Origin of the sequence: Streptomyces spiralis, from assembly GCF_014654675.1 — a bacterium.
GTDB lineage: Bacteria > Actinomycetota > Actinomycetes > Streptomycetales > Streptomycetaceae > Streptomyces > Streptomyces spiralis.
This window is the reverse complement of the sequence record NZ_BNBC01000030.1, coordinates 76,403-94,832: the sequence shown is the minus strand read 5'-3', so window position 1 is coordinate 94,832 and position 18,430 is coordinate 76,403. Positions and strand designations below refer to the sequence as shown.

At 69.8% G+C, this 18,430-nt stretch carries 20 protein-coding genes and 3 pseudogenes; 16 read left to right on the top strand and 7 right to left on the bottom strand.

Annotation, left to right across the window (positions count from 1 at the left end; all coding sequences use genetic code 11):
• Positions 1-6 precede the first annotated feature (6 nt).
• From IE318_RS27650 to IE318_RS27630, 5 genes are all read left to right on the top strand, one after another.
• Positions 7-1,293: an MFS transporter gene (locus IE318_RS27650; RefSeq protein ID WP_189904642.1), complete on the top strand. Its 1,287-nt coding sequence runs from the start codon at positions 7-9 to the stop codon at positions 1,291-1,293.
• 177 nt (positions 1,294-1,470) lie between these two features.
• Positions 1,471-2,361 (top strand): RNA polymerase sigma factor SigJ, encoded by an 891-nt coding sequence (gene sigJ, locus IE318_RS27645; protein ID WP_189904640.1) that lies wholly within the window; start codon positions 1,471-1,473, stop codon positions 2,359-2,361.
• 178 nt (positions 2,362-2,539) lie between these two features.
• Complete coding sequence (locus IE318_RS27640) at positions 2,540-3,460, top strand: NADP-dependent oxidoreductase (RefSeq protein WP_189904638.1); 921 nt, start codon at positions 2,540-2,542, stop codon at positions 3,458-3,460.
• 13 nt (positions 3,461-3,473) lie between these two features.
• The gene (locus tag IE318_RS27635; RefSeq protein ID WP_189904636.1) at positions 3,474-3,956 is read left to right on the top strand and encodes a cupin domain-containing protein; all 483 of its coding nucleotides are present in this window, start codon (positions 3,474-3,476) and stop codon (positions 3,954-3,956) included.
• A gap of 20 nt (positions 3,957-3,976) precedes the next feature.
• The gene (locus IE318_RS27630; RefSeq protein WP_189904634.1) at positions 3,977-4,435 is read left to right on the top strand and encodes a carboxymuconolactone decarboxylase family protein; all 459 of its coding nucleotides are present in this window, start codon (positions 3,977-3,979) and stop codon (positions 4,433-4,435) included.
• A gap of 163 nt (positions 4,436-4,598) precedes the next feature.
• On the opposite strand, the pseudogene IE318_RS46870 reads toward IE318_RS27630, so the two are convergent.
• Positions 4,599-4,861: pseudogene (locus IE318_RS46870) on the bottom strand (transposase); the annotation flags it as partial.
• A gap of 84 nt (positions 4,862-4,945) precedes the next feature.
• Here IE318_RS46870 and IE318_RS27620 point away from each other — a divergent pair.
• On the top strand, positions 4,946-5,416 hold the full coding sequence (locus tag IE318_RS27620) for a hypothetical protein (RefSeq protein WP_229903779.1): 471 nt from the start codon (positions 4,946-4,948) through the stop codon (positions 5,414-5,416).
• Positions 5,417-5,965: 549 nt separating this feature from the next.
• Entirely contained in the window at positions 5,966-6,376 is a 411-nt protein-coding gene (locus tag IE318_RS27615) for a RidA family protein (RefSeq protein WP_189904630.1), read from the top strand.
• 138 nt (positions 6,377-6,514) lie between these two features.
• Here IE318_RS27615 and IE318_RS46580 read toward each other — a convergent pair whose 3' ends face one another.
• Positions 6,515-6,883 carry a nuclear transport factor 2 family protein gene (locus IE318_RS46580; RefSeq protein ID WP_373311290.1) on the bottom strand — a complete coding sequence of 123 codons (369 nt, stop codon included), beginning with the start codon at positions 6,881-6,883 and terminating at the stop codon, positions 6,515-6,517.
• Positions 6,884-7,114: 231 nt separating this feature from the next.
• On the opposite strand from IE318_RS46580, the gene rpmG reads away from it, so the two are divergent.
• From rpmG to IE318_RS27595, 4 genes are all read left to right on the top strand, one after another.
• Positions 7,115-7,279, top strand: coding sequence for a 50S ribosomal protein L33 (gene rpmG / locus IE318_RS27610; protein ID WP_189904628.1), 165 nt, complete (start codon positions 7,115-7,117; stop codon positions 7,277-7,279).
• The gene (locus IE318_RS46355; RefSeq protein WP_308438599.1) at positions 7,206-7,493 is read left to right on the top strand and encodes a 50S ribosomal protein L31; all 288 of its coding nucleotides are present in this window, start codon (positions 7,206-7,208) and stop codon (positions 7,491-7,493) included. The genes rpmG and IE318_RS46355 overlap by 74 nt, the downstream gene beginning before the upstream one ends.
• Before the next feature lie 50 nt (positions 7,494-7,543).
• Positions 7,544-7,666, top strand: coding sequence for a type B 50S ribosomal protein L36 (gene ykgO / locus IE318_RS27600; protein ID WP_030177890.1), 123 nt, complete (start codon positions 7,544-7,546; stop codon positions 7,664-7,666).
• A gap of 198 nt (positions 7,667-7,864) precedes the next feature.
• Positions 7,865-8,341, top strand: coding sequence for an SRPBCC family protein (locus IE318_RS27595; protein WP_030177892.1), 477 nt, complete (start codon positions 7,865-7,867; stop codon positions 8,339-8,341).
• On the opposite strand, the pseudogene IE318_RS46575 reads toward IE318_RS27595, so the two are convergent.
• Positions 8,310-8,528: pseudogene (locus IE318_RS46575) on the bottom strand (cytochrome P450); the annotation flags it as partial. The gene IE318_RS27595 and the pseudogene IE318_RS46575 sit on opposite strands and share 32 nt — an antisense overlap.
• Positions 8,529-8,725: 197 nt before the next feature.
• Between IE318_RS46575 and IE318_RS27590 the strand changes: the two are divergent.
• From IE318_RS27590 to IE318_RS27580, 3 genes are read left to right on the top strand one after another with little or no spacing between them, the layout of a single operon-like run.
• A complete protein-coding gene (locus IE318_RS27590) occupies positions 8,726-9,445 on the top strand; it encodes a FadR/GntR family transcriptional regulator (RefSeq protein WP_229903778.1) in 720 nt (239 codons plus the stop codon).
• Positions 9,442-10,881, top strand: coding sequence for a tocopherol cyclase family protein (locus IE318_RS27585; RefSeq protein ID WP_189904625.1), 1,440 nt, complete (start codon positions 9,442-9,444; stop codon positions 10,879-10,881). Before IE318_RS27590 ends, IE318_RS27585 begins: the two co-directional genes overlap by 4 nt.
• Positions 10,878-12,710, top strand: coding sequence for a GMC family oxidoreductase (locus tag IE318_RS27580; protein WP_189904623.1), 1,833 nt, complete (start codon positions 10,878-10,880; stop codon positions 12,708-12,710). The genes IE318_RS27585 and IE318_RS27580 overlap by 4 nt, the downstream gene beginning before the upstream one ends.
• A gap of 429 nt (positions 12,711-13,139) precedes the next feature.
• Here the strand turns inward: IE318_RS27580 and IE318_RS27575 are convergent, their stop codons facing one another.
• Together IE318_RS27575 and IE318_RS27570 are read right to left on the bottom strand one after the other, a co-directional pair.
• Positions 13,140-14,141, bottom strand: a complete 1,002-nt coding sequence (locus IE318_RS27575; RefSeq protein WP_229903777.1) for an NAD-dependent epimerase/dehydratase family protein — start codon at positions 14,139-14,141, stop codon at positions 13,140-13,142.
• 17 nt (positions 14,142-14,158) lie between these two features.
• Entirely contained in the window at positions 14,159-14,923 is a 765-nt protein-coding gene (locus IE318_RS27570; protein WP_229903776.1) for an SDR family oxidoreductase, read from the bottom strand.
• A 474-nt stretch (positions 14,924-15,397) separates the two neighbouring features.
• Between IE318_RS27570 and IE318_RS27565 the strand changes: the two genes are divergently transcribed.
• Entirely contained in the window at positions 15,398-16,246 is an 849-nt protein-coding gene (locus IE318_RS27565; protein WP_229903775.1) for an alpha/beta fold hydrolase, read from the top strand.
• A 320-nt stretch (positions 16,247-16,566) separates the two neighbouring features.
• On the opposite strand, the pseudogene IE318_RS45215 reads toward IE318_RS27565, so the two are convergent.
• Positions 16,567-16,692: pseudogene (locus tag IE318_RS45215) on the bottom strand (dihydrofolate reductase family protein); the annotation flags it as partial.
• Positions 16,693-16,718: 26 nt separating this feature from the next.
• A complete protein-coding gene (locus tag IE318_RS27560; protein ID WP_189904617.1) occupies positions 16,719-17,309 on the bottom strand; it encodes an NADPH-dependent FMN reductase in 591 nt (196 codons plus the stop codon).
• A gap of 112 nt (positions 17,310-17,421) precedes the next feature.
• Here IE318_RS27560 and IE318_RS27555 point away from each other — a divergent pair, with 112 nt between their 5' ends.
• Positions 17,422-18,261, top strand: a complete 840-nt coding sequence (locus IE318_RS27555; RefSeq protein WP_189904615.1) for a helix-turn-helix domain-containing protein — start codon at positions 17,422-17,424, stop codon at positions 18,259-18,261.
• The last annotated feature ends 169 nt before the right edge of the window (positions 18,262-18,430 follow it).

Sequence of the window (18,430 nt, the reverse complement as noted above, 5' to 3'; positions counted from 1 at the left end):
GACGGCGTGGAAGACGACGTGATGAAACGCGTGAGTCGCCCTCGCGACGGGCGTCGTCTCGGGCGAGGTGCGGCCTTCGCCGTGCTGGTCTGCGTCACTGTGGTGATGATGGCCACGGCGAGCGCACCGTCGCCGATCTACCCGCTGTACCAGGAACGTTGGGGCCTGTCGGTCACGATGCTGACGGTGATCTTCGCGGTGTATGTCGTGGGTCTGCTCGGCGCCCTGCTGACGGTCGGTTCGCTGAGCGACCACCTGGGTCGCCGGCCGGTGCTGGTCGCCGCCATGTTGATGGCGGCGGCCAGCACGGCGATCTTCTGGACGGCCGACGGTGTCGTCTCCCTAATGATCGCCAGGGTTGTACAGGGCATCGCCACGGGGACGGCCACGGGCGGTCTTGCCGCCGCACTGGTCGAGCTCTCACCCGAGCGACGTCCACATCTGGGGCCTACGATGACAGTGGTGGGCACGAGTTTCGGCATGGCCACGGGCGCCGGAGTGGTGGGGCTGCTGGTTCAGTCGACTTCACGTCCGGATGCCTATGTCTTTCCTGTCCTTACGCTGACCTTCATCGTTCTGGCCGCGGTCATCCTCACGATCCCTGAGACGCGCGCCCCGCGAGCGGTTGGACCGGCGTCGTTGCGACCCACGGTGCGGGTTCCCCGGGAAGCCCGGCCGGAGTTCTTCGCCTCCGTTCCCGCCCTGGTCGCGGGGTGGTCCGTCACAGGTCTGTTCCTCGCGCTCACTCCGTCCTTGGTGAGCAATGTCCTGCAGGTGCGGTCCGGCGCCGCGGGCGGGATCAGCATCGCGGCGCTGTTTCTGGCCAACAGCGTGGGCGGGTCGTGGTCCGTTCGGCATACGGCACGGCTCGCCACCCGGCTGGGGGCAGTTCTGCTGACTCTGGGTGCGTCCGGACTGGCGGTGGCCATCGCTGTCGCGTCGCCGGCCATATACGTGGGCGGATCGGTCGTCGCAGGGCTGGGCGTCGGCCTGACCTTCAACGGCAGCCTCCGCGCCATCAGCGCGGTCACCCCCGCGAAGTCACGGTCGGAGGTCTTCTCGGCCGTCTACGTGATCAGCTATGCGGCGTTGAGCCTTCCGGCCCTCGCGGCCGGGCTCGCAGCGCCCTCATGGGGACTCGAGACCACGGGCTACCTGTACGTCGGCTTCGTCGGGGCGCTGTCCTTGGGCGCGGCCCTCCACGCCGGACGATCACGCACGCATGGTCCCGGCGGCGATCCGATGCGCACGCGCTGGGAAAACGGGCCACACAGCGAACGGATACGCTGCTGAGCGCGCCGCAGCGAGTGGGGTTCGGGGTGCTGGGCTGCTCATCCCACGGGAAGGCGACCGTCACGGGAAGGCGACCGTTTCGCACACAATGGCGCGGACATACTCGGCGCCCAGAGGGATCCATCATGCAAGCCACCACCGTTCGAGAACCTGACGCGAGTGTCGGTTGTGATCTGTATGGGTGACGGGCACGGGCACGGACGGTGTGAGCAGGTGGACCGACTCGGAGTCGAATGGGAGCGGCACCGGCCCGCTGTTTTCGGTGCGGCCTACCGGCTTTTGGGAAGCGTGGCCGACGCCGAGGATGTGACCCAGGACGTATGGCTGCGGGCGGCCGGAGCAGATCTGCAGGACGTAGGTGACCTGCGGGCCTGGCTGGTGACGGTGGCCGCGCGACGGTCGTACGACATCCTCAAGAGTGCCCGTGTCCGCCGGGAGAACTATGTCGGGCCGTGGTTGCCCGAGCCGCTGCTGACCGGGCCGGACGCGTCGCAGCCGGTACTCGTCGACGAGTCCGTCAGTTCGGCGATGCTCCTGATCATGGAAGAGCTGTCCCCGCCGGAGCGAGTGGCCTTCGTCCTGCACGATGTCTTCGGTCTTGAGTTCGGCCGGATCGCCGAAGTGCTGGACGTCTCCGTGCCGAGTGCCCGGCAGCTCGCCTCGCGGGCACGACGGCGCGTGGGCAAAGCGAAGCAGTCCACGCCGCAGTCGTCGAAAGCGGAGCGCGAACGCGTCCTCACGGTCTTCCGCGCCGCATACGAGGCCGGGGACCTGGCCGGCCTGGTCAGGCTCTTGCATCCGGACGCCGTCTACGTCACCGACGGCGGCGGCAAGGTCTTCGCGGCACGCAAGCTCATCCACGGCGGCGAGCGCGTCGCCGAAGTCATGGTGCGTACGGGGCGCCAGTGGCACCCGGACCGCATCGACTTCGCCGAGGTCGGTGGCGAGCTCGCCCTCGTGTTCCACCGGGAAGGCCGGGTCTACTCCGTCGACACGGTCCAGATCACCGACGGTCTGATCGCCGCGTACCGCAGGGTCATCAATCCCGACAAACTCGTGGGCGTCTGAGCTGTCACACATGTAGGGGCTACCTCGTCTGCCTGATGAGAACGCACAACGGGCGACGAAGGAATGCGCGACCAGGTGAGATCGATCATGCGGAGCGGCATACATCCACCTGCAGCCACTGCGTGCCCTGCACGCGAGTGCAGGGCACTCGGGTCGCCCCTCTCCAGTAAGGACCTGTATGCAAGCCATCACTGTGCGGGACCGTAACGCCGGTCTCGCCGGGATGTCCCTGACGGACATGCCCTACCCCCATGCGGCCGAGAACGACGTCATCGTGCGGGTGCACGCGGCCGGCTTCACCCCTGGCGAGCTGGACTGGCCCGCCACCTGGACCGATCGCGCCGGCCGCGACCGGACGCCGAGCGTGCCCGGACACGAGCTGTCGGGTGTCGTCGTGGAGCTCGGGTACGGCACCACCGGCCTGAGCGTCGGACAGCGGGTGTTCGGCCTGGCCGACTGGGCCCGTGACGGCAGTCTCGCCGAATACACCGCGGTCGAGGCCCGCAACCTCGCGCCGCTGCCGGCGGACGTCGACCACACTGTCGCCGCCGCGCTGCCGATCTCCGGGCTGACCGCCTGGCAGGGCCTGTTCGACCACGGGCGCCTGACCACAGGCCAGACCGTCCTGATCCATGGTGCCGCGGGCGGCGTCGGCTCGATCGCGGTACAGCTCGCCCACGAGGCCGGCGCCCGCGTCATCGGCACCGGCCGGGCCTCCGGCCGGGACAGGGCGCTCGCACTCGGCGTCGACACCTTCATCGATCTGGAGACCGAGAAGCTGGAGGACGCCGGCGAGGTCGACGTCGTGTTCGACGTGATCGGCGGCGAGATCCTCGACCGCTCGGCCGCGCTGGTCCGTGCCGGCGGCACGCTCGTCTCCATCGTCATGCCGCCCAAGGTCCAGCCCAAGGACGGGCGGGCGGTGTTCTTCGTCGTCGAACCCGACCGCGCGCAGCTCACCGATCTCGCCACACGGCTGAGGGACGGACGGCTCAAGCCGGTCGTCGGTGCTGTGCGGTCGCTCGCCGACGCACCCGCCGCGTTCGGCCCCGGGAACCGCACCCCGGGCAAGACGATCATCCGCATTACGGAAGACTGAAAGGAGGCCGATCATGATCGGAATGCGAATCGCCGGTGGCTTGCTGGCCGTCGCCACACTGACCGCGGCCACGGCCTGCTCGACCTCGGACCAGACCACCCACGCCAAGGGGACGACCGCAGCCACGGCATCGCCTGCGGCCATGGCATCGTCACGCCCCACCGAAACCCTCAAGCCGCTGCTCCAGCAGGCCCTTCCGAACGTGAAGGGCAAGACGTTCACCTCAGCGATCGTCGACTTCCCGCCCAACGCGAGCGCGCTGCCGCACCGGCACGGCAAGGCGTTCGTCTACGCCTACGTCCTCGAAGGCACCGTGCGCAGCAAGCTCGACGACAAGCCCGTGACCACCTACCACCAGGGCGAGAACTGGGTCGAGCAGCCGGGCGCCCACCACGTCCTCACCGAGAACGTCAGCAGCACCAAGCCGGCCAAGCTCCTGGTCGTCTTCGTCTCCAACACCGGAGACAAGCTCAAGGTCGACGACCCCAAGTCATAGCGAACGGAATCAAAGGAACCATGACCGACATCCAGCGCGTCAACATCGGCAAGCAGCACCCGGCCGCCTACAAGACCCTCATCGCCCTGTCGTCGGAGGTGGAACAGGCCACCGCCGCAGCGGGCCTCGACCCACTCCTGGTCGAGCTGCTGAGGATCCGCACCTCACAGATCAACGGCTGCTCGTTCTGCCTGCGCATGCACACCCGCGACGCCCTCAAGAAGGGCGAAAACCCCGACCGCATCGCCGTGCTGCCCGCATGGGCGGAGACCGGCTACTTCTCCGAGACCGATCGTGCCGCCCTCCGCCTGACCGAGGCGATCACACGCGTGCCGGACGGACACGTCAGCGACGAGGACTTCAACGCCGCCGCGGCCGTACTCACCGCAGACCAGATCTCGGCAGTCGCCTGGCTGGCCACCGTGATGAACGCCTTCAACCGTGTCGCGATCACCAGTCGGTACCCCGTCGGCAACTGACCTCGACGGCGACACCGGCGTTGATAGCGGCGGTGGCACCGGCTGCCGAAGCCCTGGCCGTCGTGAAGGTGATGCAGGTGCAGGGAAAGCACCGACGTGTCGGCATGCACCTTGTGCGGTCCGGCCAGGGCGCCGTGATTGCCGTAGTGCAGCAGGGCGTTCGGAAGCAACTGCCGGACCTGTGCTTGGGGATGGCCAGTTCGGCGGTGCCTGCCCGCGTGTCCCGCTCGCGCGGGCGGTAGCCGTTGCTCTGGTTGACTCTCTCGTCGCTGACCCGGCCGTGTTCGCGTTGCAGAGGGCATCGGCCTCCCCAGACATGAGTGCGTCGGCGAACGTCTTGACCATCGCGCGCAGCAGATCGGGACTCGCCGACGCGAGGTTCTCCTCCGCGAGGGCGTCCAGGGGCAGACTGTCGGGTGCGGTCATCGTGCTGATCTCCTTCGAGCTTCGACACCTCGAAGATCAGCCGGTGGCCGTTCTTGTATCCGGGCAAGATTGACGGCAACGGCTGTGGGCAGCCTTGTGGCGTCCTCCGGCAAACTCGCGCCAAGGGAGACCTACGTCGTGTTGCGCCGATCTGTTCTCAGCCTCGTCACCGTAGCGGGCCTCGCAATGTCGGCACTGACTGCGCCGGCCGTCGCGGTGACTCCGGCCACGGCCGCCGCCTACCCCACCAGCCGGGTCTACGTGTCCGACAGCGCCGGCAGTTACATCTCGGGCACCCTGACCTGGTACAACCGGTCGGTGGACTTCACAGGGACGATGAAGTCCGTCGGCTGCCGCAGAGCGTGGTACAGCGTGTTCGACGGCTATGCCAACTCGCTCGGTGCCAGAAGCAGCAGCACGCACTGCGACACGGTGACTTCGGTGCCCGCCACACTTCCCGCAGATGTTGTCGGCGGCGGCTCGTACGTCGGGGTCTGCCTTGACGACGCGAACGGCAAGCCGGTGACATCGTGCGGCGTCTACCCCCGTCCCTGACCGATCACCAGCCTCGGTCGGCATCCGTCGAAGTGCGGCGGGGCGGCCAGGCCTACCGCATGAGCACGTCCCGGACGGCGAGGCCGTAGCGGACGCATAGTCGGTGCAGTTCCCACAGGCCGACCGCAGTCACCGAAACGGGGGGCGCCGAGCATGAAGACGATCCGCAACGCAGCGGGCACGTCTGCCCCGATGTGTGGCCGCCGGAACACGAAAGACCTCACTACTGGGGCTGCCGAGTCCCAGCACTATCCGAGGGAATGGAGAGGGCAGTGTGCCCGGTTCCCAGGCCGCGTCCGGCTGCACCAGCCGAGCGTCGCCCGCCGCCGCGGACTCCGTGATGCCGTGCCGGCGAGACCTCGTAAGGGCACACCAGTCTCCCACACCGGGGCTGCCCGGCGGTGATACTGACGGCCGTGTGCTTCTGCGACGTCAGAGGCGGAGAAATCACGGCGGTGCCGTGCGGCGGCCAGAAAAGGGAAGGCGGCGACCACGCGCCGTTGGCAGGATGTCCACACTCAACACCCATGGGGAAAGGACCCGCCGACCGTGGCTCGTGCCGTCACTCTGATCCGCTGCACTTCCCTGTCCGACGTCGCCGAGTACGCCTACGCGGCCACAGCGCCCGCCGAGTCCCGTCTGATCTTCCTCGCCGGAGCGTGTCCGCTGAACGACGACGGTTCCACGGCAGCGATCGGAGACTACGCCGGCCAGGCGGCGAAATCTGTTGAGAACATGCAGGCTGCTCTCGCTGCCGCCGGCGCGTCGCTCCAGGACGTCATCAGCACAAGGGTTCTCGTGGCATCGACCCGGCGGGAGGACTTGGTGACTGCCTGGGAGGTGGTCCGAGACTCGTTCGCTGACCACGACGTGCCCAGCACCTTGATGGGCGTCACTGTGCTCGGCTACAAGGACCAGCTCGTCGAGATCGAGGCCGTCGCCGCCGTACTCGATTCGTGAGCGCCGCCGACACCTCACGGCGGCCGGGCGCGGCGCGGCCTGGACCGGACGTTTCGACGCTGCGTGGCGCCCTCGTCGGGCCGGGACACTTGGCCGCCTGTGCCGGCCTGGCACCCTACGACGACAAGGGCCGTTAGCTCACTGGCCCAGCCGTGCCCTGAACAGCAGCCCAGGCCTTCCGCCGTGATGGCGGGAATGCCGGGTGACAAGGCCGTCTTCGACGGTGAGGTGCAACACGAACCGCGCACGACAGGCGCGTCCGGTGGAGCGGACGGCCTGACGGATCTCGCCGAACACGATCGCGTCGCGCCCGTCGACGAGGATGCGCTCGAGCGAGGGAGGGTGGTGTGCCAATGGGGGGTGCGGGCGATCTTCGCGGTGCCGGCGGGGCCGACGGCGGCTCCCTGCCGCCGCCCGGGGTGGACGGCAGGATCGACTCGGTGAGGTGCTGAGCGGCGATGCGCACGGCGGCGGGTGCCCAGGGCCGGCCCGGTAGCGGTCGGTGATCCCCGCGGCAAGCTCGTATACCTGGTTCGAGGGCGTCCGCCCGGGTCGGCCCTCGGCAACGCTGTCCGGTGGGTACAGAAGCATGTCGATCACACCGTCGAAAGCGGAGGCACGGTTTCGCGTTCGGTGCCTCTCGCGGTCGCCGGGAATGCGGCGCTGGGTCACCTTGTTGTGCTGTGCGGCCGGCATGTTCGAGTCACGTGACTCGCATGGTGGCGAAAGGAGCACCTCATGGCACGCAGCACATTGCGGCCCGTCGTCAAGCTGACGTCGACCGCAGGCACCGGTGTCACCTACGTGACCCGCAAGAACCGTCTGAACGATCCCGACCGGCTGGTCCTGCGCAAGTACGACCCGATCGCCGGCGAGCACGTGCTCTTCCGCGAAGCACGCTGACCTCCGCCTGCCTCGCTCCACGACGCAGGCTCCCGTAGGGAAGCCCCATGAGGCGCGGCATCCGCGCCTCCCCCTCCGGTCGCCCTGCGCGACCGCGTGGCAGGCTTCCAGCCACCCGTTCCGCACCGGCACCGCGCACGTCCTCGACACCACGGGCCGGGCGGAACGCTTCGCGCAGCGCTACGACGCCACCACGGCTCCGGCACGCCGCTGACGGCGAACCCCCTGGACGGACCCCCTTCGACCTCCTGAGAGGAGACGGCAATGAAGGTACGCAAGTCACTGCACTCGCTCAAGACCATGCCCGGCGCCCAGGTGGTGCGCCGCCGGGGCGTGACCTTCGTGATCAACAAGAAGAACCCGCGGTTCAAGGCCCGCCAGGGCTGAGAATCCGCCTCACCGCAGTCCGCCGGCCCGGCACCGCCCTCGCGGTGCCGGGCCCTGCGTCGTGCGAAGCCTTTCCGCACAACCGGCACCGGCGTCGCGATCACCGATCCCGATCTTCCCGGAACGGGCTCGTCTTTTAGCCAGACGCTCCCCGGGTACCCGGAAGCAGCAATCGAGTGACGCAACGGAGGCACACTGATGAGCACGGTCAAGGAAACGGTGGAAGTGGACGTCCCGGTCCACACCGCTTACAACCAGTGGACACAGTTCGAGGAGTTCCCGAACTTCATGGAGGGCGTCGAGGAGATCACCCAGCTCGACGACCGCCACAACCACTGGACCACCAAGATCGGCGGCGTGAGGCGGGAGTTCGACACCGAGATCATCGACCAGCTCCCCGACGAGCGCGTCACCTGGCGCACAACCAGCGGCGACCTGGGACAGAAGGGAACGGTCCGCTTCCAGCGCGTGGACGACACCCACACCCGGGTGGAACTCGTGATGGACATCGAGCCCAGCGGAGCCGCCGAGAAGGCCGCGGACTTGCTCGGCACCATCGACCGGCGCGTCAAGGGCGACATGAAGCGCTTCAAGAAGTACATCGAGGAACGCGGCGCGGAATCCGGAGCATGGCGCGGACGCATCAAGCCCGGGGACACGAGCGGCCCCATCTGACACCGGCCCGCGGGACCCCGCCGGGGGAGCGCGGCACCGATGCCGGCCAGGTGGCCAGGGGCACCGGAATGCCGTTCCCGACGACGAGGGCCAGGTCCGGGAGGCGGCGCAGCGCCGTCCCAACGGCGATCTGGCCCTCCAGTCGGGTTGGTGGCGTACCCAGGCAGTAGTGGATGCCGTGTCCGAAGGGCGCGCGCAGGGCGCGCACACCAGGTGGCCGTTGACCTGCCGCGTGAAGTCCCGTTCACGTACACGCGCATTCGATGCCACACGTAGGGAGCCATTTGCCCGGGGCGACGGCCGCCCGCACCGGGCGTCGAGCGGTCCCGCTGGGATCCGAGCAGTCGTGCAGAACCGTTGACTTCCCAGGCCCGTATTGGTTGAGTGGCTGATCCACTGAGCCACTGGGAGGACGACGTGGAGGCACTGCCCCGCGAAACCATCGTCGATGTCCTGGAGAGCCGCCTGCGTGAGGACATCCTCGCCGGGCGCCACCCCGCAGGCACCTATCTGCCGCCGGAACGCACGCTCGCCGACGGCTACGGCGTCACCCGCACCACCTTGAAGCACGCGTTCGGGCGCCTGGCGCAGGCGGGACTGCTGGAGACCCGGCACGGTGTCGGCACCCGCGTCCGGGACTACCTGCGGCTGGGCGGCGCGGACCTGCTGCCCATGCTCGTACGGCACAGTTCCGACTGGATCGGTGAGATCTTCGAAGTGCGGTGCAGCATCGGCGCGTTGATCGCCGAGCGTGCCGCTGCCCGGGCGACCGACCGACAGCGAGGCGAGCTGCGCAAGCTGCTGACCGCCGTGGGGGATGCGGCGGACCCCGACGCCGTGCAGCTCGCGGACCTGGAGGTCCACCGCGCGCTCGCTCGCGCCACCGGTAACCGGGTCTACGTCCTGCTGACCAATACCCTCTTCAACGCCTATCTGCCGGTACGCGCCGCGCTCAGGAGACCGTTCACGGACGCTCAGGTGGCCCATGACCGCCTGGAACCGGTGGTCGAGGCCGTGGCGGTCGGCGACGAGGCGGGCGCTCGGCGCGCGGCCGAGCAGTATCTGACGACCACCGAGCGGATCATGCTGGAGGACCTGGCATGAGCGCGGACCCCACCTCGGGCCCGGCCACGAGCAGCGGCTCTCCCGCTCGCGGCACCGTGTTCCGCGAGAGCATGCTCGGCAGCCTGCGTCTGGACGACGATGACCGCACCCGCCGGGTCCGACTCGACCTGACGGTCTCGGCGGACCGTCTCCTGCGGCCGTTCGGCACCACCATGGCGCGCGCCACCGGCCGCATACGGGTGACCGGCTGGAGCGACGACCCGCACGCCGAGGGCGACTTGGAGATCTCACCGCTGGCACGCCGCCGTATCCGCTACCGCATCACGTTCACCGCGGACGGCCGCCGACTCACCCTGGACGGCTGGAAGTCCGTCAGCCCGCGCCGCCCCGTGACCTCCATGACGGTGCTGCCGTACACCCTCTACGAGGACGGCGTACGCCTCGGCGCCGGCACCCTCCGCTTCCCGCTCGGTACACAGCTCTTCCCCTTCCTCACCAGCTTCCGATTCCCGCGGCGGGAGAACCCCGGCGCCTTCCTCACGCCCCGCTGGCGCGGGGAGCCGGGTCGTACGGAGGTCTGGTACACCACCGTCACCGACCCGGACACCGGCACCGGACTGTGGCTGCACCACGAACTGACCTCTCCGGCGGACGGCTCGCCGCCGTACGCCCACGGCTGGGCGGCGGTGTTCCCGAAGGACGGCCCCGTGCGCCACGCCCGCTTCGGCCCTGCCGCATGGAGTGCGCAGGAGTCCGGCTTCAGCACGGACGGCATCGCCGTCCGGCCGGGTAGCCTGTCGGGATCGGCCGAGGACGGCGCCTTACGCTGGGACATCGCTGAACGGCCTGCCGGCGAGCCGCTTTTCACCTTCCCTCGCTGGTCGTGGCGCCGCCTCCTGCTGCCGGCCGCACAGATGCTCCCCGCCGCGCGGTCCTGCTACGACGGTTCGTTCACCCATGACGGCACGACGCTGACGCTCACGTCGGCCACCGGTGCCTCCGCTCGGATCTACGGTCACGGCAACGCGCGCCGTTGGGCCTGGCTGCACGCCGACCTGGGCGGCGGCGACGTGCTGGAGATCGTCTCGGCCGTGTCCACGCGGCCGGGCCTGCGCAGGCTTCCCCCGCTGACCTTCTTCCAGCTGCGCCGGCACGGCCGCACCTGGCCCCGCCGTCCCGAGCGCTCGGCCGTCGGCTGGGCCGGGCTGTGCCGTTTCCGCACGGACATCGGCCTGCCGACGTGGACGGTGACCGGCCGCACAGCCCTGCGTCGGATCCGTGTCGAAGTCACCCAGCCCGCCGACCGCGTCCTGGCCCTGGACTACACCGACCCTGACGGCGGGCACGCCACGTGCCGCAACAGCGAGCGCGCCGACGCGCACGTCCGGCTGGAGCGGTGGTGGTTCGGCGGTTGGCGGACCGAGGCCGAGTGGGAGCTGGACGGCACCGCGCACGCGGAGGTGGGCAGCCGATGAGCCTTTCCGGCCTCACGGCCGCTCTTCTCGCCGACGACGGAACCGCCGACTGGCCACGGCGCGTCCCTGCCCGACTGGACACGGTCCTCGCCTCGATGCCGCTCGCCGCCCGGGCCGGCCTGCGAGCGGCGGCGCGCGGCGTGGACATATATGCCGCGGTGCGCACCGGACGCACCCTGGGCGCGCTCACCCCGGCCGAGCGAGAGTCCGTGCTGGAGGATCTCGCCGCACGACCTGGGCTCCTGCCGCTCCTGGACGCGCTCAAGGTGCCCGTGCTCCTGGCGGCCGGTACCGAGCGGCTGCTCGAGCACGCTCCCGCACCGCGCGGTCCTGTGCGCCATGACCCGCCGCTCGATCTGACGCCCCTGTATGCCTGGCCCGCTCGATCCACCGCCGACGCCGTGGTCATCGGTTCGGGCGCGGGCGGAGCGATGGCGGCACGGACGCTGGCCCGCGCCGGACTCCGTGTCGTCGTGCTCGAAGAAGGCGAGCACCACTCCACCGAGTCGTTCGGCGAACGCCCACCCCTCGACCGGTTCAACGAGTTGTACCGGGACGGCGGAGCGACCGTCGCCGTCGGCAGCCCACCCCTGTTGCTGCCGGTGGGCCGCGCCGTCGGCGGCACCACGGTCGTCAACTCCGGTACCTGCTATCGCACTCCGGCCCACGTTCTCACCCACTGGAGCAGAGATCTCGGATTCACGCTCGCCGACGGCTTCGACCGCCATCTGGACGAGGCCGAACGCAGCCTGCGCGTCGCCACACAGCCCATGGACGTCCTCGGTGCGAACGGCCGTATCGCCCTCGCCGGTGCCCACGCGCTCGACTGGCGGGCGGCGCCCCTGCGCCGCAACGCACCCGGCTGCCAGGGTTCCTGCCAGTGCGTGGCCGGCTGTCCGACCGGCGCCAAACAGAGCGTGCAGCTCTCTGTGCTGCCCGAGGCCTGCGCCGCCGGGGCACGCATCGTCACCGGAGCCCGCGTGGAGCGCATCCTCGTCGACGCGGACCGGCCCAAGGGGCCGCGCGCGGCGGGCGTACGCGCACGCGGGCAGGACGCCGAATGCGAGATCCTCGCTCCCCTGGTCGTCGTCGCCGCCGGCGCATTGCAGTCCCCACCGCTCCTGCGTCGTTCCGGCCTTGGCCGGCATCCCCGCCTCGGCCGCAACCTCAGCGTCCATCCGGCCACAAGCGTCGCCGGACGCTTCGCCGAGCCGGTGACGGCCTGGGAGGGCGTACTGCAGAGCGTGGGCGTGGAGGAGCACCGTGCGGATGGGATCCTCATCGAGGCCACCGCGGCCCCGCCCGGTATGAGCTCCTTCGTGCTGCCCGGACTGGGAGCCGAGCTGCGCCGCGAACTGGACGGCGCCGACCGACTGGCCACACTCGGGGCGATGATCGCCGACCGTCCCTCCGGCCGCGTCCTGGGCCGCGACCGCACACTGGTCCGTTACGACGTGGACCGCCGCGATGCCGGACGCCTGGTGCGGGCCCTGCGTGCCATGGGAGAGCTGCTGTTCGCCGCCGGCGCCGAGGAAGTGCTCACCGGCATCCCCGACACACCTCGCGTGCGCAGCCTCGCGGAACTGGACGCCGTGCTGGCGGGCACGAGTGTGTCGCGGCTTCATCTGTCGGCCTACCATCCCACCGGCACTGTCGCCGCGGGCCATGACCTCCAGCGCTGTCCCTGCGACCCCCTGGGCCGGCTGCGCGGAGTACGGGGCGTACTGGTCGCCGATGCCTCCGCGCTGCCCAGCTGCCCCCAGGTGAACCCCCAGCTGAGCATCATGGCGCAAGCCCTGGCGATCACCGAGGCCTTCTTGGATGCATGAGGCCTCCCGGGCACCGACAGGACGCCGCGGCTCAAGCCGGGCCGGAACGCGCGGGGCCATCTGACTCAGAACCCGTCAGGCCCCTCCAGACCGGCCAGGAGGCGACGATGGTGCACACCCACCGCATGGTGGCTCATGTCAGGTCCACGCCCCGAGTCACCGTGATCGTGGTCACGGTGCTTCCCGTCCATCGACAGCAGGTCACCGCTGCTCCTGCCTCCGGTCACGGTCGGGAGCCTGCTGAGCCCTGCACACGCTCGACGGCGTCGTCGCCGCGCACACCCGCCGACGGCCGGCCGCGGCCCACACTCGCATCGACGGCGACTGCCTGGCCGGCTTCGCCGAGTACGACCTGTCCCAAGGCCAGCCCCCCAGGCGGCCCACGGGCGGCTCAAGCCGCCGAGGAGCCGCCCGGCGGCACGGCGGCAGTCACCGCGCGCCCGGCACGCCGGGCCGCGCCTCTCCGGCGAGGCGGCCCGCGTACCAGCCGGCGGCCTCGGCGAAACGTGCCGCGAAACCCGGCCCCGGGTCCTCCCCGACACGGGCCCACAGACGATCGCCGCGGTACCAGTGATCCTGGGTCAGCAACGCATACTGGTGACCGGACAGCCCGGGCACGGCACGGGCCACCAGCGCCCGGTGCTCCTGCACGGACACCTCCCCGACACGCGGGAACGGCAGACCCAGACGGTGATGCAGGGCGAGCAGCACCTCATCCATCGGCACCGGCCGGGGATGAACCGCGTGATACACCCGGGAGGGGTCCCCATCCCCCGGCGCACCCACCAGACCCGCGACACCGCGCGCCAGGTCCCCCACCGCGATCACCGAACTGAGGGACACCGGCCCCGACGGCCAGAGGGGGACACGGGCAACAAGACGGGCAAGAGCAGGGAGGAACCACTCATCGCCGGCGCCGTAGACCAGATGCGGACGCAGCACGCTGCCGCCCGCCTCGAGCACCGCCCGCTCGGCCCGCAGCCGTGACGCACTGGCAGCAGACGCCGGCCTGGGCACCACCGCCTCCTCCCCCACCCCGCGATGAGGCCCCGTGCCGTAGACGGACGCCGTACTGACATAGACGAAACGCTCCACCCCCGCCCGCCGCGCCTCCGCCAACAGCGCGAGCGTGCCCCGGTGGTTGACCGCCTCACAGCGCACCGGATCACGCCCGACATAACTGGCGGCGTGCACCACCGCCTCCACCCCCGAACACAGCCCCCGCAGCGTCCCCGGCCGGGTCAGATCGGCACACACATGACGCACCACACCACCGCCCGCCCCTACGGCAGCACCCCCACCACGCCGGGCCAGCACCCGGACCTCCACCACCCCGCGCCCGGCCAGCTCCCCCACCACCGCCCGGCCGATGAAACCACCGCCCCCACACACCAGGACCACGCCCGAGGTGACGCCCGACGAACCCGACACGCGTATCCCCCACTCCCCTACAGACGCGAGCCGCCGGACGCGTCGATGCACTGGCCCGTGATCCACCGTGAGTCGTCGGATGCCAGGAAGGCCACGATGTCGGCGATGTCCCGCGTCCTGCCCAGCCGGCCGAAGACCGACCACCCGGCCAACTGCGCCGCCGCCTCCGGCGTACGGCGCTTGGCCAGATTCATGTCCGTCTCCACAAACCCCGGAGCGACCGCGTTGACCGTGATACTGCGAGGCCCGACCTCCTTGGCCAGCGCCAGCGTGAACGTGTCCACCGCCCCCTTGCTCATCGAATACACCACCGACTCCGGATAGGCGATACGGGTCGCCGCCGACGAGACGTTGATGATCCGCCCGCCCTCCCGCATCCGCCTGAGCCCCAACTGCGCAACGAACAACAGCGACCTGGCGTTCACGTTGAAGATCCGGTCGAACAGCTCGGGCGTCACCTCATCGATACGCGCCGACCCGCTCACCCCCGCGTTGTTGACCAGAATGTCCAGACCACGCACCGCCCCGAACCCGGCCAGACCCGCGTCGAAACCGGCGAAGAGCGTCTGCGCGCCCTCCGCAGACTCCAATTCGGCCTGGATACCGAAGGCATGCCCGCCCTGCTCCCTGATCTCCGCCAGCGTCTCAGCCGCCGCGAAGGCGTCGCCGCGGTAGTGGACGGCGACGATTGCGCCCTCACGCGCCAGCCTCAACGCGATACCCCTGCCGATCCCCCGGCTCGCACCGGTGACCAACGCCGTCCTCCCCACGAGCACACCCACGCCCCGCCCCCCAAAAAACCCGGCACCCCCACGACCCAGAAATATACCGGCCGGACGGTTCTTAGCAAGAGACCCAAACAACCCCACAACACATACAGACATAAACCACACAAAGGCACGCCAAAGGGGACACAGCAAAGGAGCCCGTCCCGTTGCCCGGCGTCGACGCCTATGCGGCTGTCGTTCATCGGCCAACGCAACCCGCTCGGTTTTCACCTCGAAGCCCCATCACTTTCACCCGATTGCACCGCATGAGGGGCCTGGGAGGACGGACGCGTGAACGCTGGTCGCCATAGGCCTCAAGGGAAAGCGAGTTCAGCAATGACGGCATCTACGGTCCCTGGCATAGGTCGCCGCACACGGCGTCACCGCGTCGCAGCGGCTGGATGCGCGGTCGCCACCTTGTGCACGGTCACGGCGGCGCCGGCTGCCGCGGACACAGGCCCGGGCGGCGCCAAACCCACCATCGTGCTGGTGCACGGTGCCTTCGCGGACGGCTCGAGCTGGAACGGAGTGATCGAACGGCTCGAACGCCGCGGCTACAGGGTCATGGCCCCGGCCAACCCGCTGCGCGGCCTGTACAGCGACTCCGCCTACATCGCCTCCGTGCTCAAGAGCATCAAGGGACCCGTCGTGCTGGCCGGCCACTCCTACGGCGGAGCAGTGATCAGCACGGCCGCTGCAGGAAATCCACAGGTCAAGGCGCTGGTCTACATCTCGGCACTGATGCCGGACGTGGGCGAGAGCGGCATGTCCCTCTCCGCCCGGTTCCCCAGCGCTCTCGGCACCGCCACCACCTCCGTCCCCTACGAGACCGAAGGCACCAGCGGAACCGACCTGTACCTCAAGCCCGACAAAGTGCACCCGGTCTTCGCAGCCTGCCTGTCGACCGGCCAGGCGAACCTGCTGGCCATCACCCAACGGCCCGCAGCAACCACCGCCTTCTCCGAGAGTGCCAAGGTGGCAGCCTGGAAGGACATTCCGTCCTGGGCCCTCGTAGGCCGACAGGACATGACCATCAATCCGGACCAGGAACGCTTCGAGGCCAAGCGCGCCCACTCCCACACCGTGGAGATCAACACCTGTCATGTATCCCTGATCGCCCGCCCCGACGCCGTCGCGAATCTGATCCTGCAGGCCGCCACCGCCACCGCCACCGCGGAAACCACCGCCGCCAATCCCGATCGCCCGGCACTCGCAACCACTGGTACCTCGAGGCCTGGCACGAAGGCGATCACCCTGGGCGGCATCGCGGCCGCAACCCTGGCCGCCGGCGCGGCAGCCGTGCTCCTGGGCCGACAGCTGAGCCGCAACACGCGCTGACGACGGAAGAGTTCAGTGGGGCGGCGGAAGGGCATCGCTGCCCGAGACGTGGCTGATCTTTCGCGCTCGGTCGGCATTCAGTTGGGCTCGTCGGCCCGTGAGAGCCCTCAGCTCCGCAGCTTGCTCGTCATCCGCCCGCCCGGCCGGAGAACTGGCAGACCAAGCCATCGGCCCGTCCCGCGGTGGGCTGACCGCAAAGATCCACCTAGCAGTGGCGCGGCATCGCCACCCGCTACGAGAAGACCGCGACCGTCCACCTGGCCGGACTCCACGGGGCGGACATCTTCCTGTGGTCTGCCCGGTGATCCGGACGAAGCCGCTCAGTAGCTGTCGTAGCTGGGCTTGCCGTTCGGCCGGTAGACGCCGACGATGGTGCCGCCCTTCGTCGCCGAGACGCTGACCGGTTCCAGCGCAGTGGGGATCGCTCCGTCGGCGAACGGCCGCTTGCGTGGACAGCCGCGGAGAGTTCCTGTCAGGCCGGGTACGGCCTCGCCTCTCGTGCCGAGCTCAGGGCGGCAGCCCACCAGGCGAGTTGATCCAGCAGGGTCTTGGCGTACGCGGACGCCTCGGGGTCCAGCGGCTGCCCGTCCTGCCACCCGGTGAAGTAGTTGGGGAAGGCCAGTCCGTCGCGAATGGTCACCGCGTGCAGTTCGGTGAGGACGTTCTCCAGGTGGAGGACGGCGTGACGGCCTCCGGCCGCGCCGCCGTAGCTGACGAAGGCCACGGGCTTGGCCGTCCACTGGGTGAAGTGCCAGTCGATGGCGGCCTTCAAGGACGCGGGGTAGCTGTGGTTGTACTCGGGCGTGACCAGGATGAACGCCTCTGCCTGCTCCAGGCGGGACGTCAGGGGCGCCATTGCCTCGGGTCGTGGGTAGGAGTCGCCGGCGAACTTGGGAGATGCCGCGGGCAGCGACAGCGGGATCTCCACGTCGGCGAGGTCGACGACCTCGACGTCGAACCCACCGTGTTCACGCGCCTGCTCGGCGACCCAGGAGGCGACGACGGGCCCGAACCGACCCTCACGGACACTTCCGACGATGATGACCAACTTGTTCTCACTCATGTGCACCACGGTCCACCGCTGCGAGCGGGGCAACCAGACCCGGCGCAGGCTGGCCCCCGCACGGCCACCCTGCGGCCTTCGAGCGCCGCGCCACCGCCACTAGACTCCGGTCATGGGCACGCCATTGGGCGACTTCATCCGCGCCAAACGCGACAGCATCCAGCCCGAGTCGTTCGGGCTTCCAGACCGCGGCCGCCGTCGCTCCCCGGGACTGCGGCGCGCAGACCTGGCCACGCGCGCCGGAATCAGCGTCGAGTACCTCACCCGTATCGAGCAGGGACGTGACCGCAACCCGTCTCCCGCCGTGATCAACGCTCTAGCCGACGCCCTGAGCCTGGATGCCACGGAACGCGAACACCTGCGCTACGTAGCCAAAATCACCAGCGGAGCCTGCGTCGGGCAGCGAAGGCCGGCACCCCCCAGCCGCCACGTCCGTCCCACCGTGCTGGCGACCCTGCAACTCCTGGAGCCCGGGGTCGCGTTCGTCACCAATCGTCTGGGTGATGTGCTCGCGCACACCAGCGGGTTCGAGTTGGTGATGCGCGCCAGCGGGCTGTTGGAGACCCGGGAGCCGAACCTGACGCGCTACGTGTTCACCGATCCGCGGGCCCGGACCTTCTTCGCCGACTGGGACCAGGTAGCCGATGAACAGACCTTCGACCTGTGGCTCGGACCGTCCGCTGAGAGCTCGGAGTGGTTCGCCGCCGAACTCGCCCCCCTCGCGGGGCAGGAGTTCACCCGGCGGCTCAACCGCCACCTGCCCCCACCACGGGTCCCGCTGCGGCTCAACCACCCCACTGTGCACGAGCTGCGGTGGCAGCGCGAACGGCTGGAGCTGCCGCGCACCGACGCCCAGGAACTGGTCGTCCTTCTGCCCGCCGACGAGGCGACGGCACAGGCCACGGAGCGCCTGCGCCGCCAAACCAGCGGCACGCTACGCGCGATCGGTTGACGCGGCCAGGCCCGCTGCGTCGTGCGGCGGAGTTCGTGGACAGCAGTCACGCGAGCCTGTCGGTGCAGGTTCAGCGAGCCGCGGCCGAGATGCGTGCCTGCGGGCACAGAGCGTCCAAGATCACGCTGCTGGGCACTTGCTGGCTGGAGCTGCTGCTCGTGGAGGAGCG